Origin of the sequence: Dongia rigui (assembly GCF_034044635.1) — a bacterium.
Lineage (GTDB): Bacteria > Pseudomonadota > Alphaproteobacteria > Dongiales > Dongiaceae > Dongia > Dongia rigui.
Genome location: NZ_JAXCLX010000002.1, coordinates 491,417 through 507,907 on the forward strand (window position 1 = coordinate 491,417; position 16,491 = coordinate 507,907).

General features: G+C 61.6%; 14 protein-coding genes. 7 read left to right on the plus strand and 7 right to left on the minus strand.

The features are described 5' to 3' along the window. Nucleotides 1–362: 362 nt before the first annotated feature. The 7 genes from SMD31_RS13770 (at nucleotide 363) to xsc (ending at nucleotide 9,742) form a co-directional block, all read left to right on the plus strand. A complete protein-coding gene (locus tag SMD31_RS13770) occupies nucleotides 363–1,529 on the plus strand; it encodes an extracellular solute-binding protein (protein ID WP_320501475.1) in 1,167 nt (388 codons plus the stop codon). Between the two features lie 146 nt (nucleotides 1,530–1,675). Next, a complete protein-coding gene (locus tag SMD31_RS13775) occupies nucleotides 1,676–2,761 on the plus strand; it encodes an ABC transporter ATP-binding protein (RefSeq protein WP_320501476.1) in 1,086 nt (361 codons plus the stop codon). Continuing rightward, nucleotides 2,754–3,794 (plus strand): ABC transporter permease, encoded by a 1,041-nt coding sequence (locus SMD31_RS13780; protein WP_320501477.1) that lies wholly within the window; start codon nucleotides 2,754–2,756, stop codon nucleotides 3,792–3,794. Before SMD31_RS13775 ends, SMD31_RS13780 begins: the two co-directional genes overlap by 8 nt. Then, nucleotides 3,791–4,663, plus strand: a complete 873-nt coding sequence (locus SMD31_RS13785) for an ABC transporter permease (RefSeq protein WP_320501478.1) — start codon at nucleotides 3,791–3,793, stop codon at nucleotides 4,661–4,663. The genes SMD31_RS13780 and SMD31_RS13785 overlap by 4 nt, the downstream gene beginning before the upstream one ends. 3 nt (nucleotides 4,664–4,666) lie before the next feature. Then, nucleotides 4,667–6,277 (plus strand): GMC family oxidoreductase, encoded by a 1,611-nt coding sequence (locus tag SMD31_RS13790; RefSeq protein WP_320501479.1) that lies wholly within the window; start codon nucleotides 4,667–4,669, stop codon nucleotides 6,275–6,277. Between the two features lie 116 nt (nucleotides 6,278–6,393). Further along, nucleotides 6,394–7,845 (plus strand): MocR-like pyridoxine biosynthesis transcription factor PdxR, encoded by a 1,452-nt coding sequence (gene pdxR / locus SMD31_RS13795; protein WP_320501480.1) that lies wholly within the window; start codon nucleotides 6,394–6,396, stop codon nucleotides 7,843–7,845. Between the two features lie 121 nt (nucleotides 7,846–7,966). Further along, a complete protein-coding gene (gene xsc, locus SMD31_RS13800) occupies nucleotides 7,967–9,742 on the plus strand; it encodes a sulfoacetaldehyde acetyltransferase (protein WP_320501481.1) in 1,776 nt (591 codons plus the stop codon). A 54-nt stretch (nucleotides 9,743–9,796) separates the two neighbouring features. On the opposite strand, the gene SMD31_RS13805 is transcribed toward xsc, so the two are convergent. The 7 genes from SMD31_RS13805 to SMD31_RS13835 all read right to left on the minus strand — a co-directional run bounded on the left by SMD31_RS13805 (nucleotide 9,797) and on the right by SMD31_RS13835 (nucleotide 16,459). After that, nucleotides 9,797–11,119 carry an LLM class flavin-dependent oxidoreductase gene (locus SMD31_RS13805; protein ID WP_320501482.1) on the minus strand — a complete coding sequence of 441 codons (1,323 nt, stop codon included), beginning with the start codon at nucleotides 11,117–11,119 and terminating at the stop codon, nucleotides 9,797–9,799. 5 nt (nucleotides 11,120–11,124) lie between these two features. Next, nucleotides 11,125–11,412 carry a hypothetical protein gene (locus tag SMD31_RS13810; protein ID WP_320501483.1) on the minus strand — a complete coding sequence of 96 codons (288 nt, stop codon included), beginning with the start codon at nucleotides 11,410–11,412 and terminating at the stop codon, nucleotides 11,125–11,127. A gap of 16 nt (nucleotides 11,413–11,428) precedes the next feature. Then, nucleotides 11,429–12,904: a sodium:solute symporter family transporter gene (locus SMD31_RS13815; RefSeq protein WP_320501484.1), complete on the minus strand. Its 1,476-nt coding sequence runs from the start codon at nucleotides 12,902–12,904 to the stop codon at nucleotides 11,429–11,431. A gap of 163 nt (nucleotides 12,905–13,067) precedes the next feature. After that, nucleotides 13,068–13,838, minus strand: a complete 771-nt coding sequence (locus SMD31_RS13820; RefSeq protein ID WP_320501485.1) for a sulfite exporter TauE/SafE family protein — start codon at nucleotides 13,836–13,838, stop codon at nucleotides 13,068–13,070. 70 nt (nucleotides 13,839–13,908) lie between these two features. Then, entirely contained in the window at nucleotides 13,909–15,204 is a 1,296-nt protein-coding gene (locus SMD31_RS13825) for a S8 family serine peptidase (protein WP_320501486.1), read from the minus strand. A 2-nt stretch (nucleotides 15,205–15,206) separates the two neighbouring features. Further along, a complete protein-coding gene (locus SMD31_RS13830; protein ID WP_320501487.1) occupies nucleotides 15,207–15,887 on the minus strand; it encodes a hypothetical protein in 681 nt (226 codons plus the stop codon). Next, on the minus strand, nucleotides 15,884–16,459 hold the full coding sequence (locus tag SMD31_RS13835; RefSeq protein ID WP_320501488.1) for a sigma-70 family RNA polymerase sigma factor: 576 nt from the start codon (nucleotides 16,457–16,459) through the stop codon (nucleotides 15,884–15,886). The genes SMD31_RS13830 and SMD31_RS13835 overlap by 4 nt, the downstream gene beginning before the upstream one ends. Nucleotides 16,460–16,491 lie beyond the last annotated feature (32 nt).

Here is a 16,491-nt window from a genome sequence, read left to right on the forward strand (position 1 = left end):
GTTATCCCTCTTCGCGGAGAGACCGATGTCGTGTGATTTCACGTTCCCGGTGGCTTGCGGCAAGAGGATGGCGCGCGCCTGTTTGGTAAAGCCAAATCAGCTCCATCGGGGCGCAAGAAAATCTCGCGAACATCGGTCACTTGGGCAGGATAGGGTGCGCGCCGCAGGCGGCTGGCCGGGGCGCCAAAGGCATTCACTTTTGCCCGCGCCGATGTAACAGTGAGTGGGTCGCTCATAACGATGGTAAGGCCCAGGCCGGGAGGAGTGGCCGACAGGAACGGGTCAAAAAGAAAGAGTGAAGCGTAACAGGGATTGATTGCTGTGGCCGGGCATTCCGCTCGGCTGCCAACAGGGAGGTTTGAATGACAAAGAAAATTTTGACACCGGCCCAGGAAACGATGCGCGCAGCGCTCGTATCCCGCCGTACGTTGATGCGCTCGGCCGCTGCCGTTGGCGCCGTGGGTTTGAGCTCACCCATGCTCGTCAAGAATGCGTTCTCGTCCTCGGGCGAGCTTAACCTGCTGATGTGGTCCGACGAGTTTCCCGATCCGGTGATCCCGGGCTTCGAGAAGGCCACTGGCATTAAGGTCAACCAAACCCCGTTCTCGCAGAACGAGGAGCAGATCAACAAGTTGCAGGCGACCGGTGGCGAAGGTTTCGACCTCTGCCAGCCCACTTGCAACCGGGCACCGCAGTACAAGGACCTCGCTGTCCTGGCGCCGTTCGACACGAACAAGATCAAGAACATGTCGGCCTTCGTGCCGTCCATGCTCGAGAGCTCGCAGAAGCTGTGGACCTGGGAAGACGGCCTCTATCATCTGCCGCATTGCTGGGGCTCGGAAGCTCTCTCCTATCGCACCGACCTCTACAAGGGCGATTTGGCCAACCTTTCCTATGGCTCGCTCTGGGCCGACGATGTGAAGGGCCACACGCAGGGTCGCGGCCACTCCTTCTTGCTCGGCATCGGCCTGTGGTGGGACGCCAGCGGCAAGCAGCCGTCGAACCGCATGCTCGACGGCTACAAGGACGAGGCCAGCTTCAAGAAGGTTTGGGATCCCATCCTCGCTTTCGCCATCGAACACAAATCCTGGGTGAAGCAGTTCTGGGATTCGGCCGATAACACCAAGTCCGGCCTGATGGAGAACGATGTCTGGATCGGCCAGACCTGGGACGGCCCGCCGCTGTCGCTGAAGAAGGAAGGCAAGCCGGTCAACTACACCTCGCCGAAGGAAGGTGCGATCGTGTGGCTCGACGGCCTGTCGCAGATGAAGGCCGCCAAGAACACCGACCAGATCTACGAGTTCATCAACTATCTGACGACGCCGGAAGTGTCGGCACAGGTCGCCGAAGGTTCGGGCTACAACCCGGTCATCACCGGCGGCGATGCGCTGACCTCGGACGTCTTCAAGAAGAACTTCCAGGAAGCCTATCCTGGCGACGCTTTGAAGAACGTCTGGCCGTGGCCGGCGGAACCCGCCTGGTATGCGGAAATCCGCAGCCAGTACGTCGACCAGTTCAAAGCCGCGTAACAGCGACTGCCTAAATTATGGTCAGCCCCGGTTCGCCGGGGCTGACTCTTTTTGGCTGGGTGCCATTCCTGCTTGATCTCGATCCGGCAAGCGCGGAAACTCGGCCCAACGACAAAAACTACAAAATATATAAACAGGGATAAAATATGAGTGCGGGCGTCGAGCTTGACCACATAACGGTCCGCTTCGGTGAGTTCACGGCTGTCGATAACGCGACACTCGACATCAAGGGCGGCGAGTTCTTTTCCTTTCTGGGGCCATCCGGCTGCGGCAAGACCACAATCCTGCGCACGGTCTCAGGCTTTCTCGAACCCTCGGACGGTGCCGTGCGGATCGGCGGCCAGGACATGCGCGGGATCGGGCCAAACAAGCGGCCGACAGCGCTGATCTTTCAGAATTTGGCGCTCTTTCCGCTGATGAGCGTTGCCGAGAACATCACTTATGGCCTGCGGGTGCGTGGCGTTGGCAAGGCCGACCGACGCAAGAAGGCGGATGAACTCCTGGACCTCATCGCGCTGCGGGGGCAGGGCGACAAGTTGGTAAGTGAGCTTTCAGGCGGCCAGAAGCAGCGTGTGGCGATCGCGCGTGCGCTGGCGGTGCAGCCGAAGGTGCTGTTGCTCGATGAGCCGCTCTCGGCGCTCGATCTGAAGCTACGCCAACACATGCGCAATGAACTGCGCGCCATTCAGCAATTGGTCGGCATTACTTTCATCTACATCACGCATGACCAGGGCGAAGCGCTCACCATGTCCGATCGCATCGCCGTCATGAGCGATGGGGTGATCCAGCAGGTCGCCGACGGCAAGGCCGTCTATGACAGCCCCACGACTTCCTTTGTGGCGTCGTTCGTGGGTGAGAATAACGCGTTCGCCGGCACCGTCATTCGTGCCGATGGCGACTATGCCGTGGTCGATACCGCCTTTGGTCCCTTGCGTGGCCGCAATTCGCAAGGTTTGAAGCCCGGTGCCAGGGGCATTCTTTTCGTACGGCCCGAATCCGCGCGGCTTCAGCAGGGTGCCGCCGACGCCACCTTCAAGTCGAAGGTTAAGAACGTGGCGTTCGAGGGCAACATGTCCCATGTCTTCCTGGAAGGGATTGGCAAGAAGGACGTGACCGTTACCGTCGGTCGGCGTGACGGCAGCGAGATCCCTGGCCAGGATGACATAGCGAATATTTCCTACGATCCTGATCTGGGCTTGGTTCTGCCGGAAGGGAAGATGGCCCGTGAGTAGTCGCGCCCTCGTCTTCATCCTTCCCATCATCGTCATCGCCGTTTTCTGGGCGATGGCGCGGCAGGAAGCCAAGCGCGGCATCGATCCGTCGCATAAGGGTTTCTTCGAGCGCAATGGGACAACGCTCGGCGTGGTGTTCATCTCGCTGGTCGCGTTCTGGACGCTTTTTCTGGTCGCGTTGCCCTATTTGTACATGGTGGTCGAGAGCTTTCACCCGCAGCTGCCGCCGACCCGGCGTGGCGGTCCCGACGATGTCTTGACTCTGGCGCAGTACAAATCCTTCTTCATTGCCCCGCATGGCGAGACAACCTTCTCTTTCCTTGGCGCCAGTTTCACGGCACCGATCAATCTGGTGCATATCAAGGCGTTTGCACTGTCGATCATCATTTCGATGGTGGTGACGGCGATCAATCTGGCGATCTGCTATCCGCTGGCCTTCTACATGGCTCAGTCCGGCACACCGCAGAAGGTCCGCCTGCTGATGTTGGGGCTGATCGTGCCCTATTGGGTCAATGAGATCTTGCGCGCATTCTCGATGCGGCTGTTGCTTGCTTCAAAAGGGCTGATCAACCAGATCCTGATGGCAGCGGGCTTCACCGACACGCCGATCGATTTCCTTGGCAACAATACCGGGCTCTATGTCGGCCTTTCCTACGCTTACCTGCTGGTCATGATCTTCCCGCTCTATAACGCGATCGAAAGTCTGGATAAGAACCAGATCGAGGCGGCGCGCGACCTTGGTGCGCCTTGGTGGCGTATTCACAAGGATGTGGTCGTCCCTTATGCCAAGCCCGGCATCGCCTCTGGCTGCACCATGGTGTTCATGCTCTCAGCCGGTTCGCTCGCGGCGCCCCAGTTCCTCGGTGGGCCAAGCACGCTGTGGTTCACCTCGATCATCTATGACTTCTTCTTCCAGAACTTCAATTGGGCGCGTGGCGCCGCCTATTCGTTCCTGCTGCTGTTTGCCTGCATCGGCGTGGTCATGGGAATGTTGCGTCTCTTCAAGGTGTCACTTGGGGAGACCATAAAATGAATTCCCGTATGGTCATGAAGGCGATGGTTGGTTTCTACATCTGCCTTTTCTTTCTCTATCTCTTCGGGCCGCTCATCGTCATGAGCATCACGGCGTTCAACACGCCGAGCTATCCGCAGGCATTTCCGTTCGAGGGCTTCACGCTCGACTGGTTCGTGAAGCTTTGGAATCATCGGGCAATGATGGAGGGATTGCGTAATTCCATCATCATCGGCCTCGGGGTGGTGGCAATCTCAGTGCCGGTGGGGCTCGCGGCATCGATCATCATGAGCCAGATCTATCACCGCGCGCGCAGCCTCTATTACCTCATCACGATCTCGCCCTTGCTCACGCCGGGTGTGATCATTGGCATTTCGACCGTGATCTTCTGGAAAGACGTGCTAGGCGTTACGGAGTTCACCAAGGCGGTCTTCTATAAGGGCATGATCCTCGCGATCCTCGGTCAGGCCAGTTTCGTCTCGGCCTATTGCCTGCTCATCTTCATGGCGCGCCTGACGCGCTTTGACCGGGCGCAGGAGGAGGCGGCGCTCGATCTTGGCGCCTCCTATCCGCAGGTGTTCTGGCATATCCTGCTGCCGTTTCTGAAACCCGCCGTGGTTTCGGCGGTGGTGATCGGGTTCCTCTCTTCCTTCGAGAACTACAACACCACGACCTTTGCCATTCTTGCTGACAAGACGCTGGTGACAGTTCTGGCGGGCGAGGTCCGGCAGGGCACCAACCCAGCACTTTCGGCGCTGGCGGTGATCATCATCAGTATCTCGCTGGCCGGCGCCATCATCTTCGAGGTATTGAAGCGTCGTGAGCAGCAGAAGGCCGAGCGGGCACACCGTGAGGCGGTGTTGGCGGAACGGCAGGAAGCCGTCGTCTGACGCATGGAGCCGGCGTTCGACTACATCATTGTCGGCGGCGGTTCCGCCGGCTGTGCCGTCGCTGGCCGCCTTGCCGAGAGCGGGAAATACCGCGTCGCGCTGCTTGAAGCAGGCCCAAGCGGCCATGGCCTGTGGACGCGCATGCCGATCGGCTATGGCAAGACCTTCTACGAACCGCGCGTCAACTGGATGTACCAGACGGCGCCGGTGCCGGGATTGGGTGGCCGCACCAGCTATTGGCCGCGTGGCAAGGTGCTGGGTGGTTCCTCCACCATCAATGCCATGGTCTATTCGCGCGGGCAGGCCGCCGATTTCGAGGAATGGGCGGCGCTCGGCAATGTCGGCTGGGGCTGGTCGGATGTCCTTGCCGCCTATCGCCGGATGGAGGACCACGATCTGGGGGCCGGGCCGTGGCATGGTGCCGGCGGGCCGCTCCATGTCAGCACGATCGACCAGGACGCACATCCGCTGACGGCCATTTTTCTGCAGGCTGCGGCGGAGATGGGTCTTCCCTTCAGCCCAGATCTCAATGGCGAGACGATCGAGGGCGCCGGCCATTACCAGATCACGACCCGCAAGGGTCTGCGCGAATCGGCTGCCACCGCCTATCTGAAGCCCCGCCCGAATTTGTACATTTCCACCGAGACCCAGGCGACGCGCCTGTTGCTCGACGGACGTCGCGTGAGTGGCGTTGCCACAATGGAGAAGGGGCGTCAGCGCGACTTCTTTGCGGCCAAGGAGGTCATCGTCGCTGCCGGCAGCATCGGTTCGCCGCATCTTCTGCAGCTTTCCGGTATCGGCCCGGCGGGCTTGCTCAAGAGGGTCGGCATAGAGGTTGCGCTGGATGTGCCCGCGGTCGGGCAGAATCTCCAGGACCACCTCTGTTACGATCACGTCTACAAATCGCGGCGTCCCAGCCTCAATGACGCGCTGGGGCCCTGGATGGGGAAGCTGAGGGTTGGGCTGCAATATCTGTTGTTCCGCAAGGGCCCGCTGGCGCTGAGCCTCAATCAGGGCGGGGGATATTATCGCTCAAGGCCCGGTCTTGCGGCACCCGACATCCAGCTCTATTTCTCACCGCTCTCATACGAACGGGCGCAAACACCGCGCGTCCGTGCGTTGATGAGCCCCGATCCTTTTCCGGGATTCAGTACTAGCGTCTCGCCGTGCAAGCCGAAGAGTGCCGGGCACCTCGCCATCACGTCGCCGGATTGGCGGGTGGCGCCGGAAATCCATCCCAACTATCTCAGCGATCCCTTCGACGTTGCGCAATTGCTCGATGGTGCCCGCTATCTCCGTCGCCTTGCGGCAACGCCGAGCTTTGCTGCCGTGATCGAGGCCGAAATGAAGCCGGGCGGGGCGGCACAATCGGACGCGGACCTCATCGCCGATATCCAGGCGCGCTGCTATTCGGTCTTCCATCCCGTCGGCACCTGCCGCATGGGGCCGGATCCGGCCAATTCGGTGGTTGACCCGCAACTTCGCCTGCATGGTCTCGCCGGATTGCGGGTGGCGGACGCCTCGATTTTCCCGGTGATTACCTCCGGCAACACCAATGCGCCGGCGATCATGGTGGGTGAGCGTGCGGCCGAATTCGTCCTCGGCGCCCCATAAGCCGTTGCCAGAGCCCCTGGCTTATGGTGACGTGGTGCCAGAACAAGCCAGATCCGGCGGATGGGACCAGCGGGGGCAAGCCAGTGGGCCACGACAGTCGAGCAATTTTGTTTCACTTGGAGCATGACCGGACGACGACGCTGCAGGCGCAGCTCCGGCGCATGCTGGTTTCCGCCATCCTCGACGGGCAGATTCCGGCTGGCAGCCCCTTGCCCTCCTGCAGGGCATTGGCCCAGTCGCTGAAGATTGCCCGCAACACAGTGGTGCTCGCCTACCAGGATCTCACCGAGGAAGGCTTCCTCATCGCCAAGGAGCGCAGCGGCTTCTTCGTCAACCCGGACGTGCTGTCGGCGCGCCCCAAGGAAGCCGTCAAGGGCGGCGAGGGGCCGGCCAGTGCCGATGAGCCCGACTGGGTCACCCGCTTCAAATGCCGGCCGACGGCACAGCGCAATATCGTGAAGCCGGCCAACTGGCAGGACTATCCCTATCCGTTCATTTACGGCCAGATCGACCAGACGCTCTTTCCGCTGGCCGCCTGGCGTGAGTGTTCGCGCCAAGCGCTGAGCGTCAATTCGGTCAAGGAATGGGCCAATGACCGCTTTGCCGAGGACGATCCGCTTTTGATCGAGCAGATCCGCACGCGATTGCTGCCACGGCGCGGCGTGCGGGTCAGCGCCGACGAAATCCTGGTGACGGTGGGGGCGCAGCAGGCCCTCTATCTGTTGTCCACCTTGCTATTCGATCACAAGACCACCTTCGGCCTGGAGGATCCCGGCTATACCGACGCCCGCAACATTGCGGGACTGCGTAACTGCCGGCTGGTTTCGCTGCCCGTCGACGAACACGGGCTGATTCTGGGGCCGCATCTCGATGGTTGCGACTACGTCTATGTGACACCCAGTCACCAGTTTCCCACCACGGTCACCATGTCGCTTGAGCGGCGCCACGCCTTGCTGGAACGTGCGGCGGAGAAAGACTTCCTGCTGATCGAGGACGATTACGAGAGCGAGCTGACCCATGCCGGATCGCCGCAGCCGGCGCTGAAATCGCTTGACCGGCACGGCCGCGTTATCTTCATTTCCAGCCTTTCAAAGACTTTGGCGCCGGGCCTGCGCATGGGTTTCCTGGTGGCGCCCAAGGCGTTGGTTGCCGAGCTGCGCGCCCTGCGCCGGCTGATGATCCGCCATCCGGCCGCCAACAACCAGCGCACGGTGGCGCTGTTCCTGGCCGATGGCCACCACGACACGCTGCTGCGGCGTCTCTGCAATGTCTATCGCGAACGCTTGGCCGCCGCGGTGACCGCCATTGCCAGACATCTGCCCGAGTTCACGGTGAACCTCACGGCGGGCGGCACGGCGCTGTGGATCAAGGGGCCGAAGGATTGCGACATGGCGGCGATTGCTGCTGCGGCGGAAAAGCGCGGTGTCGTCATCGAGCCTGGCGCTGTCCACTTCCTGAACCAGCCGGGCCCAGCCAATTTCTGCCGTCTCGGCGTCTCGTCGATCCAGACCGAGCGCATCGAACCCGGCATCCGGCTGCTGGCCGAGGCGGTTCGGGAGGTGGCGTAAAGCCGCCGGTCCGCTCGCTGGCCCAAATCTGTGCCCATGGCTGGGCCTATGACGGGGCCAGAGGCCTGCTATCGTGGCAGCAATTCGACTTCCACCCATTGAATAGAACGGACGCACGACCATGAAAATGACCACGGAAGAGGCCTTCGTAAAGGTCATGCAGATGCACGGCATCGAGCATGTCTTCGGCATCATCGGTTCGGCCTTCATGCCGATCTCGGATCTCTTCCCCAAGGCTGGCATCAAGTTTTGGGACGTGGCCCATGAATGCAATGGCGGCTACATCGCCGACGGCTACACCCGTTCGACAGGCAAGATCGCGATGTGCATCGCCCAGAACGGCCCGGGCATCACGAACTTCGTCACCTGCATCAAGACCGCCTATTGGAACCATACGCCGATGCTGCTGGTGACGCCGCAGGCCGCCAACAAGACCATCGGGCAGGGCGGTTTCCAGGAAGTCGAGCAGATGGCCCTCTTCAAGGACATGGTCTGCTACCAGGAAGAAGTGCGCGATGCCAGCCGCATGGCCGAGGTCCTCAACCGCGTCATCCTGAAGGCGCTGCGCAATTCCGCCCCGGCGCAGATCAACGTGCCGCGTGACCTCTTCACCCAGGTCATCGATATCGACCTGCCGCAGATCTATCCGATCGAAAAGCCGGCCGGCGGTGCCGAAGCGATCTCGAACGCCGCGAAGCTCCTTTCCAGCGCCAAGTTCCCGGTGATCCTGTCGGGCGCCGGTGTCGTCCTCGGCGGCGCCATCCCGGAATGCCAAGCCTTGGCCGAGCGTCTCGATGCGCCGGTCTGCTCCTCCTATCAACACAATGACAGCTTCCCGGGCTCACATCCGCTGGCCGCCGGCCCCTTGGGCTATAACGGCTCGAAGGCGGCGATGGAGCTGATCTCCAAGGCCGATGTTGTGTTGGCGCTTGGAACGCGCCTCAATCCGTTCTCGACCTTGCCGGGTTACGGCATCGATTATTGGCCCAAGAACGCCAGCATCATCCAGGTCGACATCAACCCCGACCGTATTGGCCTTACCAAGAAGGTGAGCGTCGCCATTGCCGGTGACGCCAAGCAGGTTGCGGTCGCCATCCTCAAGCAGCTTTCCGCCGATGCCGGCAATGCCGGCCGCACCGAGCGAAAGGCGCTCATTCACCAGACGAAATCTGCCTGGCTGCAGACGCTTTCCAGCATGGACCATGAGGATGACGATGTCGGCACCTCCTGGAACCACGACGCCCGCACACGCCAGCCGGAGCGCCTCAGCCCCCGCATGGCCTGGCGCGCCATCCAGGCGGGCCTGCCGAAGGACGCCATCATCTCCAGCGATATCGGCAACAATTGCGCCATCGGCAATGCCTATCCGACCTTCGAGAAGGGCCGTAAATATCTGGCGCCGGGCCTGTTCGGCCCCTGCGGCTACGGCTTCCCGTCGATCATCGGTGCCAAGATCGGCTGCCCCGATACCCCGGTCGTGGGCTTTGCCGGCGACGGCGCCTTCGGTATCAGCATGAACGAGATGACCTCGGTCGGCCGCAAGGAATGGCCGGGCATCACCATGGTCGTATTCCGCAACTACCAATGGGGTGCGGAGAAGCGCAACACGACGCTTTGGTACGACAACAACTTCGTCGGTACCGAACTCGATCCGGAACTTTCATACGCCAAGCTTGCCGAGGCCTGCGGCTTGAAGGGTGTGCAAGCGCGCACCCAGGCCGAACTCACGGCCGCGTTGAAGGAATCCTGCGAGGCGCAGAAGAAGGGCGTCACCACCTTCATCGAGGTGATTCTCAATCAGGAACTCGGCGAACCATTCCGCCGCGATGCCATGAAGAAGCCGGTCGTCATTGCCGGCATCGACCCCAAGGACATGCGCCCGCAAAAAGGTGCTTGATCCGGACCCTAACAAAAAGGCGCGGAGAGCGATCTCCGCGCCTTTTTTCGTTTTTCAATGCTGAAGCAGGTTCTCCCGTAAGGTCGGTCCTGCATATTCAGTGCGGAACCGGCCACGTCGCTGCAACTCCGGGACGACCAGATCGGCGAATTCCTCGAAGCAGCCTGGCGTGTAGGTTGCAGCCAGCATGAAGCCGTCCGCACCTCCCTCGTCGAGGAAATGCTCGAGCTGGTCGGCGATATCCTTTGGGGTACCGATGAGGCGCGGCATGCCCATTCCTTCGGCATAGATCAGCGCCGCTTCCTTGACTGTCACCGGCGCGCCGCCCTTGGCGTAGATGATGGAATCAAAGAGGCCCTGAATGCCCGGAATCTCGATGTTCTGCACGATGTCATCGAGCTTGTATTTCGAGAAGTCCGGCCCGAAATGGCCTGAGATCCAGGCAAGCGCCCCCTCCAGCGGGATGCATTCGCGGATGCGCTCGTATTTTTCCTGTGCCTCCGACCGCGTCAAGCCGACGACGGTCTGTACGCCATAGATCTTTTTGACGCTGCCGGGCTTGCGGTTGAAGCGGGTCTCCAAGCGGTTGGTGAGATCGTCGGAATACTCCCGCATGCGGTCGACATTGGGATGCACGGCAAAGATCGCCTCGGCATGCTTGGCCGCAAAATCGCGCCCGCGATCGGATGATCCGGCCTGCCACAGCACCGGCCGGCCCTGCGGCGAGGGTGCCACGAAGGACCGCCCATGGCTGCGGAAGAACTCGCCGTCGAAATGCACCTCTTTCACCTTGGAGATGTCGGCGTAGATGCCGCTCTCTCGGTCGGCAATGATGGCATCCGGCGACCAGGAATCCCACAGCTGGTAGCAAAGCTCCATATACTCTTCCATCCGCTCATAACGGCCGGACCGCGCCGTCATGTCGGCGCCGTAAGCATCCCACTCGCTTTTGGAATAGGAACTGACGACGTTCCAGGCGACGCGGCCGCTGGAGAGGTGGTCGAGACTGGAAAGACGACGCACCATGGAATAGGGGTGCTCGAATGCGGTCGACAAGGTGACGCCGACGCCAAGATGCTTCGTGGCCGTGGTGATGATCGGCACGATGGTCGATGGTTCATGCACCGGGCATTGCACGGCGTACTTTACCGTGGCGTCGGAACTGCCTTCCCAATTGTTATAGGGTGCCAGTTCGTCGGCGATGAACATGGCGTCGAACAGGCCGCGTTCCATGGTGCGTGCCATGTGCTGCCAATAGGCCGGCTTGGTCCAATCCCAGTTGATCTTGTCCTTGGGGTGGCGCCACATGCCGGTTGCATGGCTGTTGACGCCATGTTGCACGAAACCCAGCAGATGGGCCTTCTTCTTGGCTGTCATCTGGGTCAGCGCTCGACGAAGAAGGCGACACCGACGGCCGCTGCCGTGAAGATGGCGAGGAACGGGCCGATATAGATCGCACTCGGCACGACACCGACCAGGGCGATGACGACGGCCGAGGCAATGACGGCAAAGATCGCGGTGCCGAGATGCCCGGCTTCATCCGGTGCCTCGGTGCTGCTGGGGTCGTTCCGGGCGGCAATGGCGCGGTTTACACCGCGCGAGAAGCCAGCCAGGAACAACAGTGTCGCGGCAAGGCCGCTCACAAGAATGACGAGACTGATGGTCGACATGATTGTTCCCTTCCTGTTAGGCGATGTCTTGAGCGGCTTTGAGCGACGTGATGTCGAAACGCGTCGGTCGAATGTAAGCGCCGAGCACGACGACAGCTCCACTGATGGCCAAGATCGACAACGTGCCGACCAGTTCCCCGTAATAGGAGCGCAAGGTCATGCCGATCAGGATCGACAGCACGATACCCCCCACGAAACCCAGCGTGTTGGTGCGCGGCCACAGAATAGCCAGCACCAGCGGCAGCAGTATCGAGGTCTTGAGCGCATAGGTCGTCAGCACCAGAGTGGTGAAATCGATACCGCTCAGCACGATCAGCAAGGCAACCGCACCGCCCACCAGGACCGAGATCTTGGTGACGATGAACAGCGCCCGTTCCGAGGTGTTGGGGAAGTACCGCTTGACGATGTCGACGGCGACGACCGAAGAGAGCGCAGCGCTGGCCCCGTCGATGGTCGAATAGCAGGCGGCTAGGATCACCAACACATAGATGAGGACGACCGACACCGGCAGGCCCAGATGCGAGACGATATAGGGGCCGACCGCGGCGATGTCGCCACCGATATCCGTGGTGGTCAGGCCATAGGCGATGCCGACCAGGCCCAGCATGCCAAGCGCGATCGGGATCGGATAGAACAGGCCACCGGCCCAGAGGAAGGTGCGGCTCACATCCTTGGACTTCAGCGACCAGACTTTCTGCCAGAACGTTTGGTCGGCGACCGTGGCGGCAAGAAGACCGAAGGCCAGCGTGATGCCGAAGCCAGCAGCCGCATCGGGACGCAAGACCGACAGATTCCGAGCATCGGCGGCGCCTACCGCCGCAAACACACCTTCAACGCCCCCCGGCACCTTGTCGTAGACCAGGGCAATGACGATGGCCGCCGGCACGGTGATCATCAGTGTGTTGAGTGTCGCCGTCATGACGCTGGTCCACAGCCCGCCGAAGTAAGAGTAGGCGAGGACCGCCAGGATGCCGACGATGGCCGCGATCTGCCAATCGATCCCGAAGATCGAGGAGATGACGATCGAGGTGCCTTTGAGGTTGATGAGGATTTCCAGCACGATGCCGAAAATCATCGTCGCCGTGACGATCCCGGTCGCGACATGGGACTTGTTGAAGCGGTAGCTGGTGAATTCCGATATGGTGTAGCCATTGGGCATGTTCCGGCGCAGCACGCGCGCGAAGGGGATCATGGCGATGACGGCAAGGCCGTTTGGCACCACGAACCAGAACAGCCCCGATAGCCCCCATTGATAGGTCATCGCGGCACTCATCATCACGGCCATGGCCCAGGTCCAGACGGCAATCACCGAACCGACACCGAAGCCAAATCCGACCTTGCGGTCGGAGATGATGAAGTCATGCGTGTTCCGCACCAGGTATGAGCGGATGATGACTGCCAGAATGAGCGAAAAGACGCCGAGGCCGATCAATACAGTGTAGCCCAGGGCTGGTGTCAGTCCGGGCGTGAGTACCAGTGTTGTCTTGTCCATGAATCCCCACTTTGGCCGCACGCAAGCGCGCGGCCGATTGCGCGATAAAATCCGGGGCAATTTGATGTGAGGTGGGGCCCAAGTCGCAAACGAGCTTTGCTGTCGGCGGCCGCGAGCTATGCTTGCGCGCTGTTTGGTGGCAATGGCATCGTGATTTGCCCGCCTAGATCAGATCGTGGATCGCCTTGGCAAAGGTCAAAATCGCGAGCGCGACCAGGATCCAAAGTACAATCCGGCGGAACAAGGCCTGGTCGATGCGACGGAATCCATGGGCCCCGACCCATACCCCGATCAGGAGCGTCGGCAGCCAGGCGAGGAACTGTGCAAAACTCTGCGCCGTGATGAGGCCAAGATGCGCCTGCCAGCCAAGGCCCAGGATGTCTGTCGACAGGAAGAAGGTGATAACCGAGGCCCGCCCGACGGCGGCCGCAGCGGGTGTCGAGAAGAAGAACAGCACCACGGGCGGACCGCCGATGCCGAAAGCGCCATTGAAGATGCCGGAGGCGGCACCCGTTGCCGTCGTCGCGACCGGTGCGGGCGGCTTCTGCAGGCGGAACCCGCGCAGCATCATGATCGTCGTCGCCAGCACAAAGACCGACATGGCCAGCTGCATCGGCGGTTCCGGCAGCAGCGCCAAGGCATAGACGCCAAAGGGCAGAGCAACGACATAGCCGAGCAGCAGCCAGCGCAGGGAGCGCCAGTCGATTTCGCGCCAGATGCTGGGGATGAGGTTGATGGACGCGGCTACTTCCAGCAGGAAGATCGATGGCACGATTTCACGCGGCGGCAGGATGAGCGATATGGCCGTGATGCTCAGCAACGAGAAACCGAAACCGGAAAAGCCGCGAACCACCGCCGCCAGGAAAATGGCGGCGCTGCTGATGGCAAGTGACTGCCAATTGTCGATGGCGTAACCAAGCAGTGCGTCGATCATGTCAAACGCAGCTTAACCGTCCGGGAACCGGCCCGAAAGTCCAGTGTCGCAGTTTAGATGGGGGCAATGCCTAGGGCAGCTGATTGAGGGCCGAGGCGGCGTCGATGCGACCGGCGCCGAATTCCGGGTCGCGCGCGGGTGGTCCGAGATCGACGGCCGATACTTCGACAGCCTTTCGCAATTGCGTCACACTGAGATTCTTGTCGCGCGATATGAGCAGGGCGGCGACGCCGGTCACATAGCCGGTCGCCATCGAGGTTCCGCTGAAGAAGTCGTAAGACCCGCCAGGCTTGGCACCCAGAATGTCGACACCTGGCGCCGCCACGGAGATGTAGTCGCCATGATTGGCCTGCTTATAGAGGCGGTCATTGACATCGGTTGCCGTCACCGCGATGACGCCGTCTTGCGCCCCTGGATAAGCCGGCCGCGCCTTGGGCCCATCATTCCCGGCCGCAGCGATGATACCCACTTTGTGAAGCAACGCTTCGTTGATCATCTGCGAGACCAGCTTGTCCTGCGGTCCGGTGAGGCTGAGATTGATGACCTGGGCGCCATTGCGAACCGCCGTGTCGATGCCGAGCGAGAGCAGAAAGGACGAGCTTTCGGCGGCGCCCAGCTTCGGATCGACCTCGCGGAAAGCGCGGACAGCCACCAGATTGGCCGCGGGCGCCACGCCATGCAGTGGACCTTGCCCGACCAGGATGCTGGCGATTACCGTGCCATGGGTCTCGCCCAGCACGGGCTGATTGTCGACGACGTCGATGCCTTTGATATGCGCGCCGCGCAGGGATTCATGGTTGAGATCGACGCCGCTGTCCACCAATCCGATGGTGACGCCGGCGCCACCAGAGGCTGCCGCGGAGGCCGCATCGGCGTGGATCTGCTGCAGGGCGTATTGCTGTCCCGCATCGCCGACGCTGCTGCGGAAAACCCCGTTCTTCTGAACCCAGAGCGGTCGGTCGTCAGCCGAGGCCCGCTCGAACACCTTGTCGATATCGGCACCGTCGGCGATCCGCATCAGGTGGACGCGCAGCCCCAATCCGCTCATGATGAAATTGCGCGTCGGCTCCAGGTCGAAGTCGCCGGCAAAGCGTTGTGGCACGCCCTCATCCGTCGATGGCGCGAAGATCACGCAAATCTCGTTCGGGATACTTTCGCCGCCGTCGGGCTTCTTGCGCTTGTCGCTTTCTTCGTCCGGCGGACCGTTGAGGATATCCGGAACGGCGGCATCCGGACCCTGACTGGGCAGATTGATCGTCGGTGGGGTGTTGTTGCGCGGTCCCGGTGCCATTTGGGCAACGGCGGACGCCGCGCCGATGAACAGGGTCAGACACAGAACGGCAAGATGAAGCGCCGCGCGCATCATGCTCAGCGGCGCTGGGCCGAGGCGACCAAATCCGGCCGCGATTGCAGCTTGGCAATGGCCGCGTCGGCAGCAGCGGCATCGGCAAGCCCCAGAACGAAGGTCTGGCCAGGCTTCGGTCCATCGATGACCGTGGCGTCGATTTCGCCCAGCATCTGGGTCAGCTGCGCCGCCGTCACCTCGGGGCGGAATGACACGATCAGGCTGGCAGCCGCAATCGCCGGCTGTGTGCCGTCGCTGGCCGTTGCATAGCTGGCGCCATCCGCTTTGGGCGAAAAGGCACCAAGCTGATAGAGGAAGGCGCCCTGCGCAATGATGAGGGCGCAAGCGGCGGCAAGGGCGAATTGCAGCGCAGGCCGGGGCGCCGCCCAAGACCCCAGCAATCGCTCGAAGAAGCCGGGTTCACCGGCGACCACATAGCGCCGCTGCTTGGTGGTCTCGATCTGCTGCAGCAGCTTGGTCAGATTGGCCGCCGACGGACCGCCGATGTTATCGTTGCTCTCCAGCACGGCGGCCTGTTGAGACTGCGCCGTCTGTAGCTGGTCGCGGAGATCCGCCGAGCCCTTCAGCATGTCGTCGATGGCATCGTTTTCAGCGCGGCCGAGCTTGCCCGTCAAATACCAGGGCAGCAGCTCCTGGGCATCTTCCAGGCTGAGCGGGCGAGTGTCGTCTTTGCGGGCTGTCATGCCACCGCTCCTTTCACTCCGGCTTGCTCCAGCAGCGCCTTGAGGCGCTGCCTTGCGTAGAACATGCGCGTCTTGACCGTGTTCTCCGGCAGGTCCAGCACTTCGGCGATCTCCTGGACCGAAAACTCCTGGTAATAAGCCAATTGCAGGATCTCGCGATGATCCAGCGACAGGCATTCGATGAGCCGCGCCAGCAGGCGCGACATGTCCTTGTCCGAGGCCTGCATGTCCGGCGTGGGACCGCTATCCTCGATATTGGCGGCCACCTCTTCATCCAGCGCCACTTCGCGCATGCGGCGCAGGCGACTGACGGCCTTGTGATGGCCGATCGAGAAAAGCCAGGTCGTCACCGACGATTTGCCCTCGAATCGTCCAGCCTGGCGCCAGACGTCGAGCATGGTTTCGCTGAGGACTTCTTCCGCCAGCTCGCGGTCGCGCACCATTTTGACCAGAAAGGCGAACAGGGACCGATTGTGCCGCTGATAGAATTCGGTGAAAGCGACCCGATCACCCTTGGCGATGCCGTCAAGAAGCTTTCCGTCGGGAATGGCACTGCCCGCGTCCAGTTTCATGAAGCGTCTGCCATGGTCATCAGTCCGTCGTC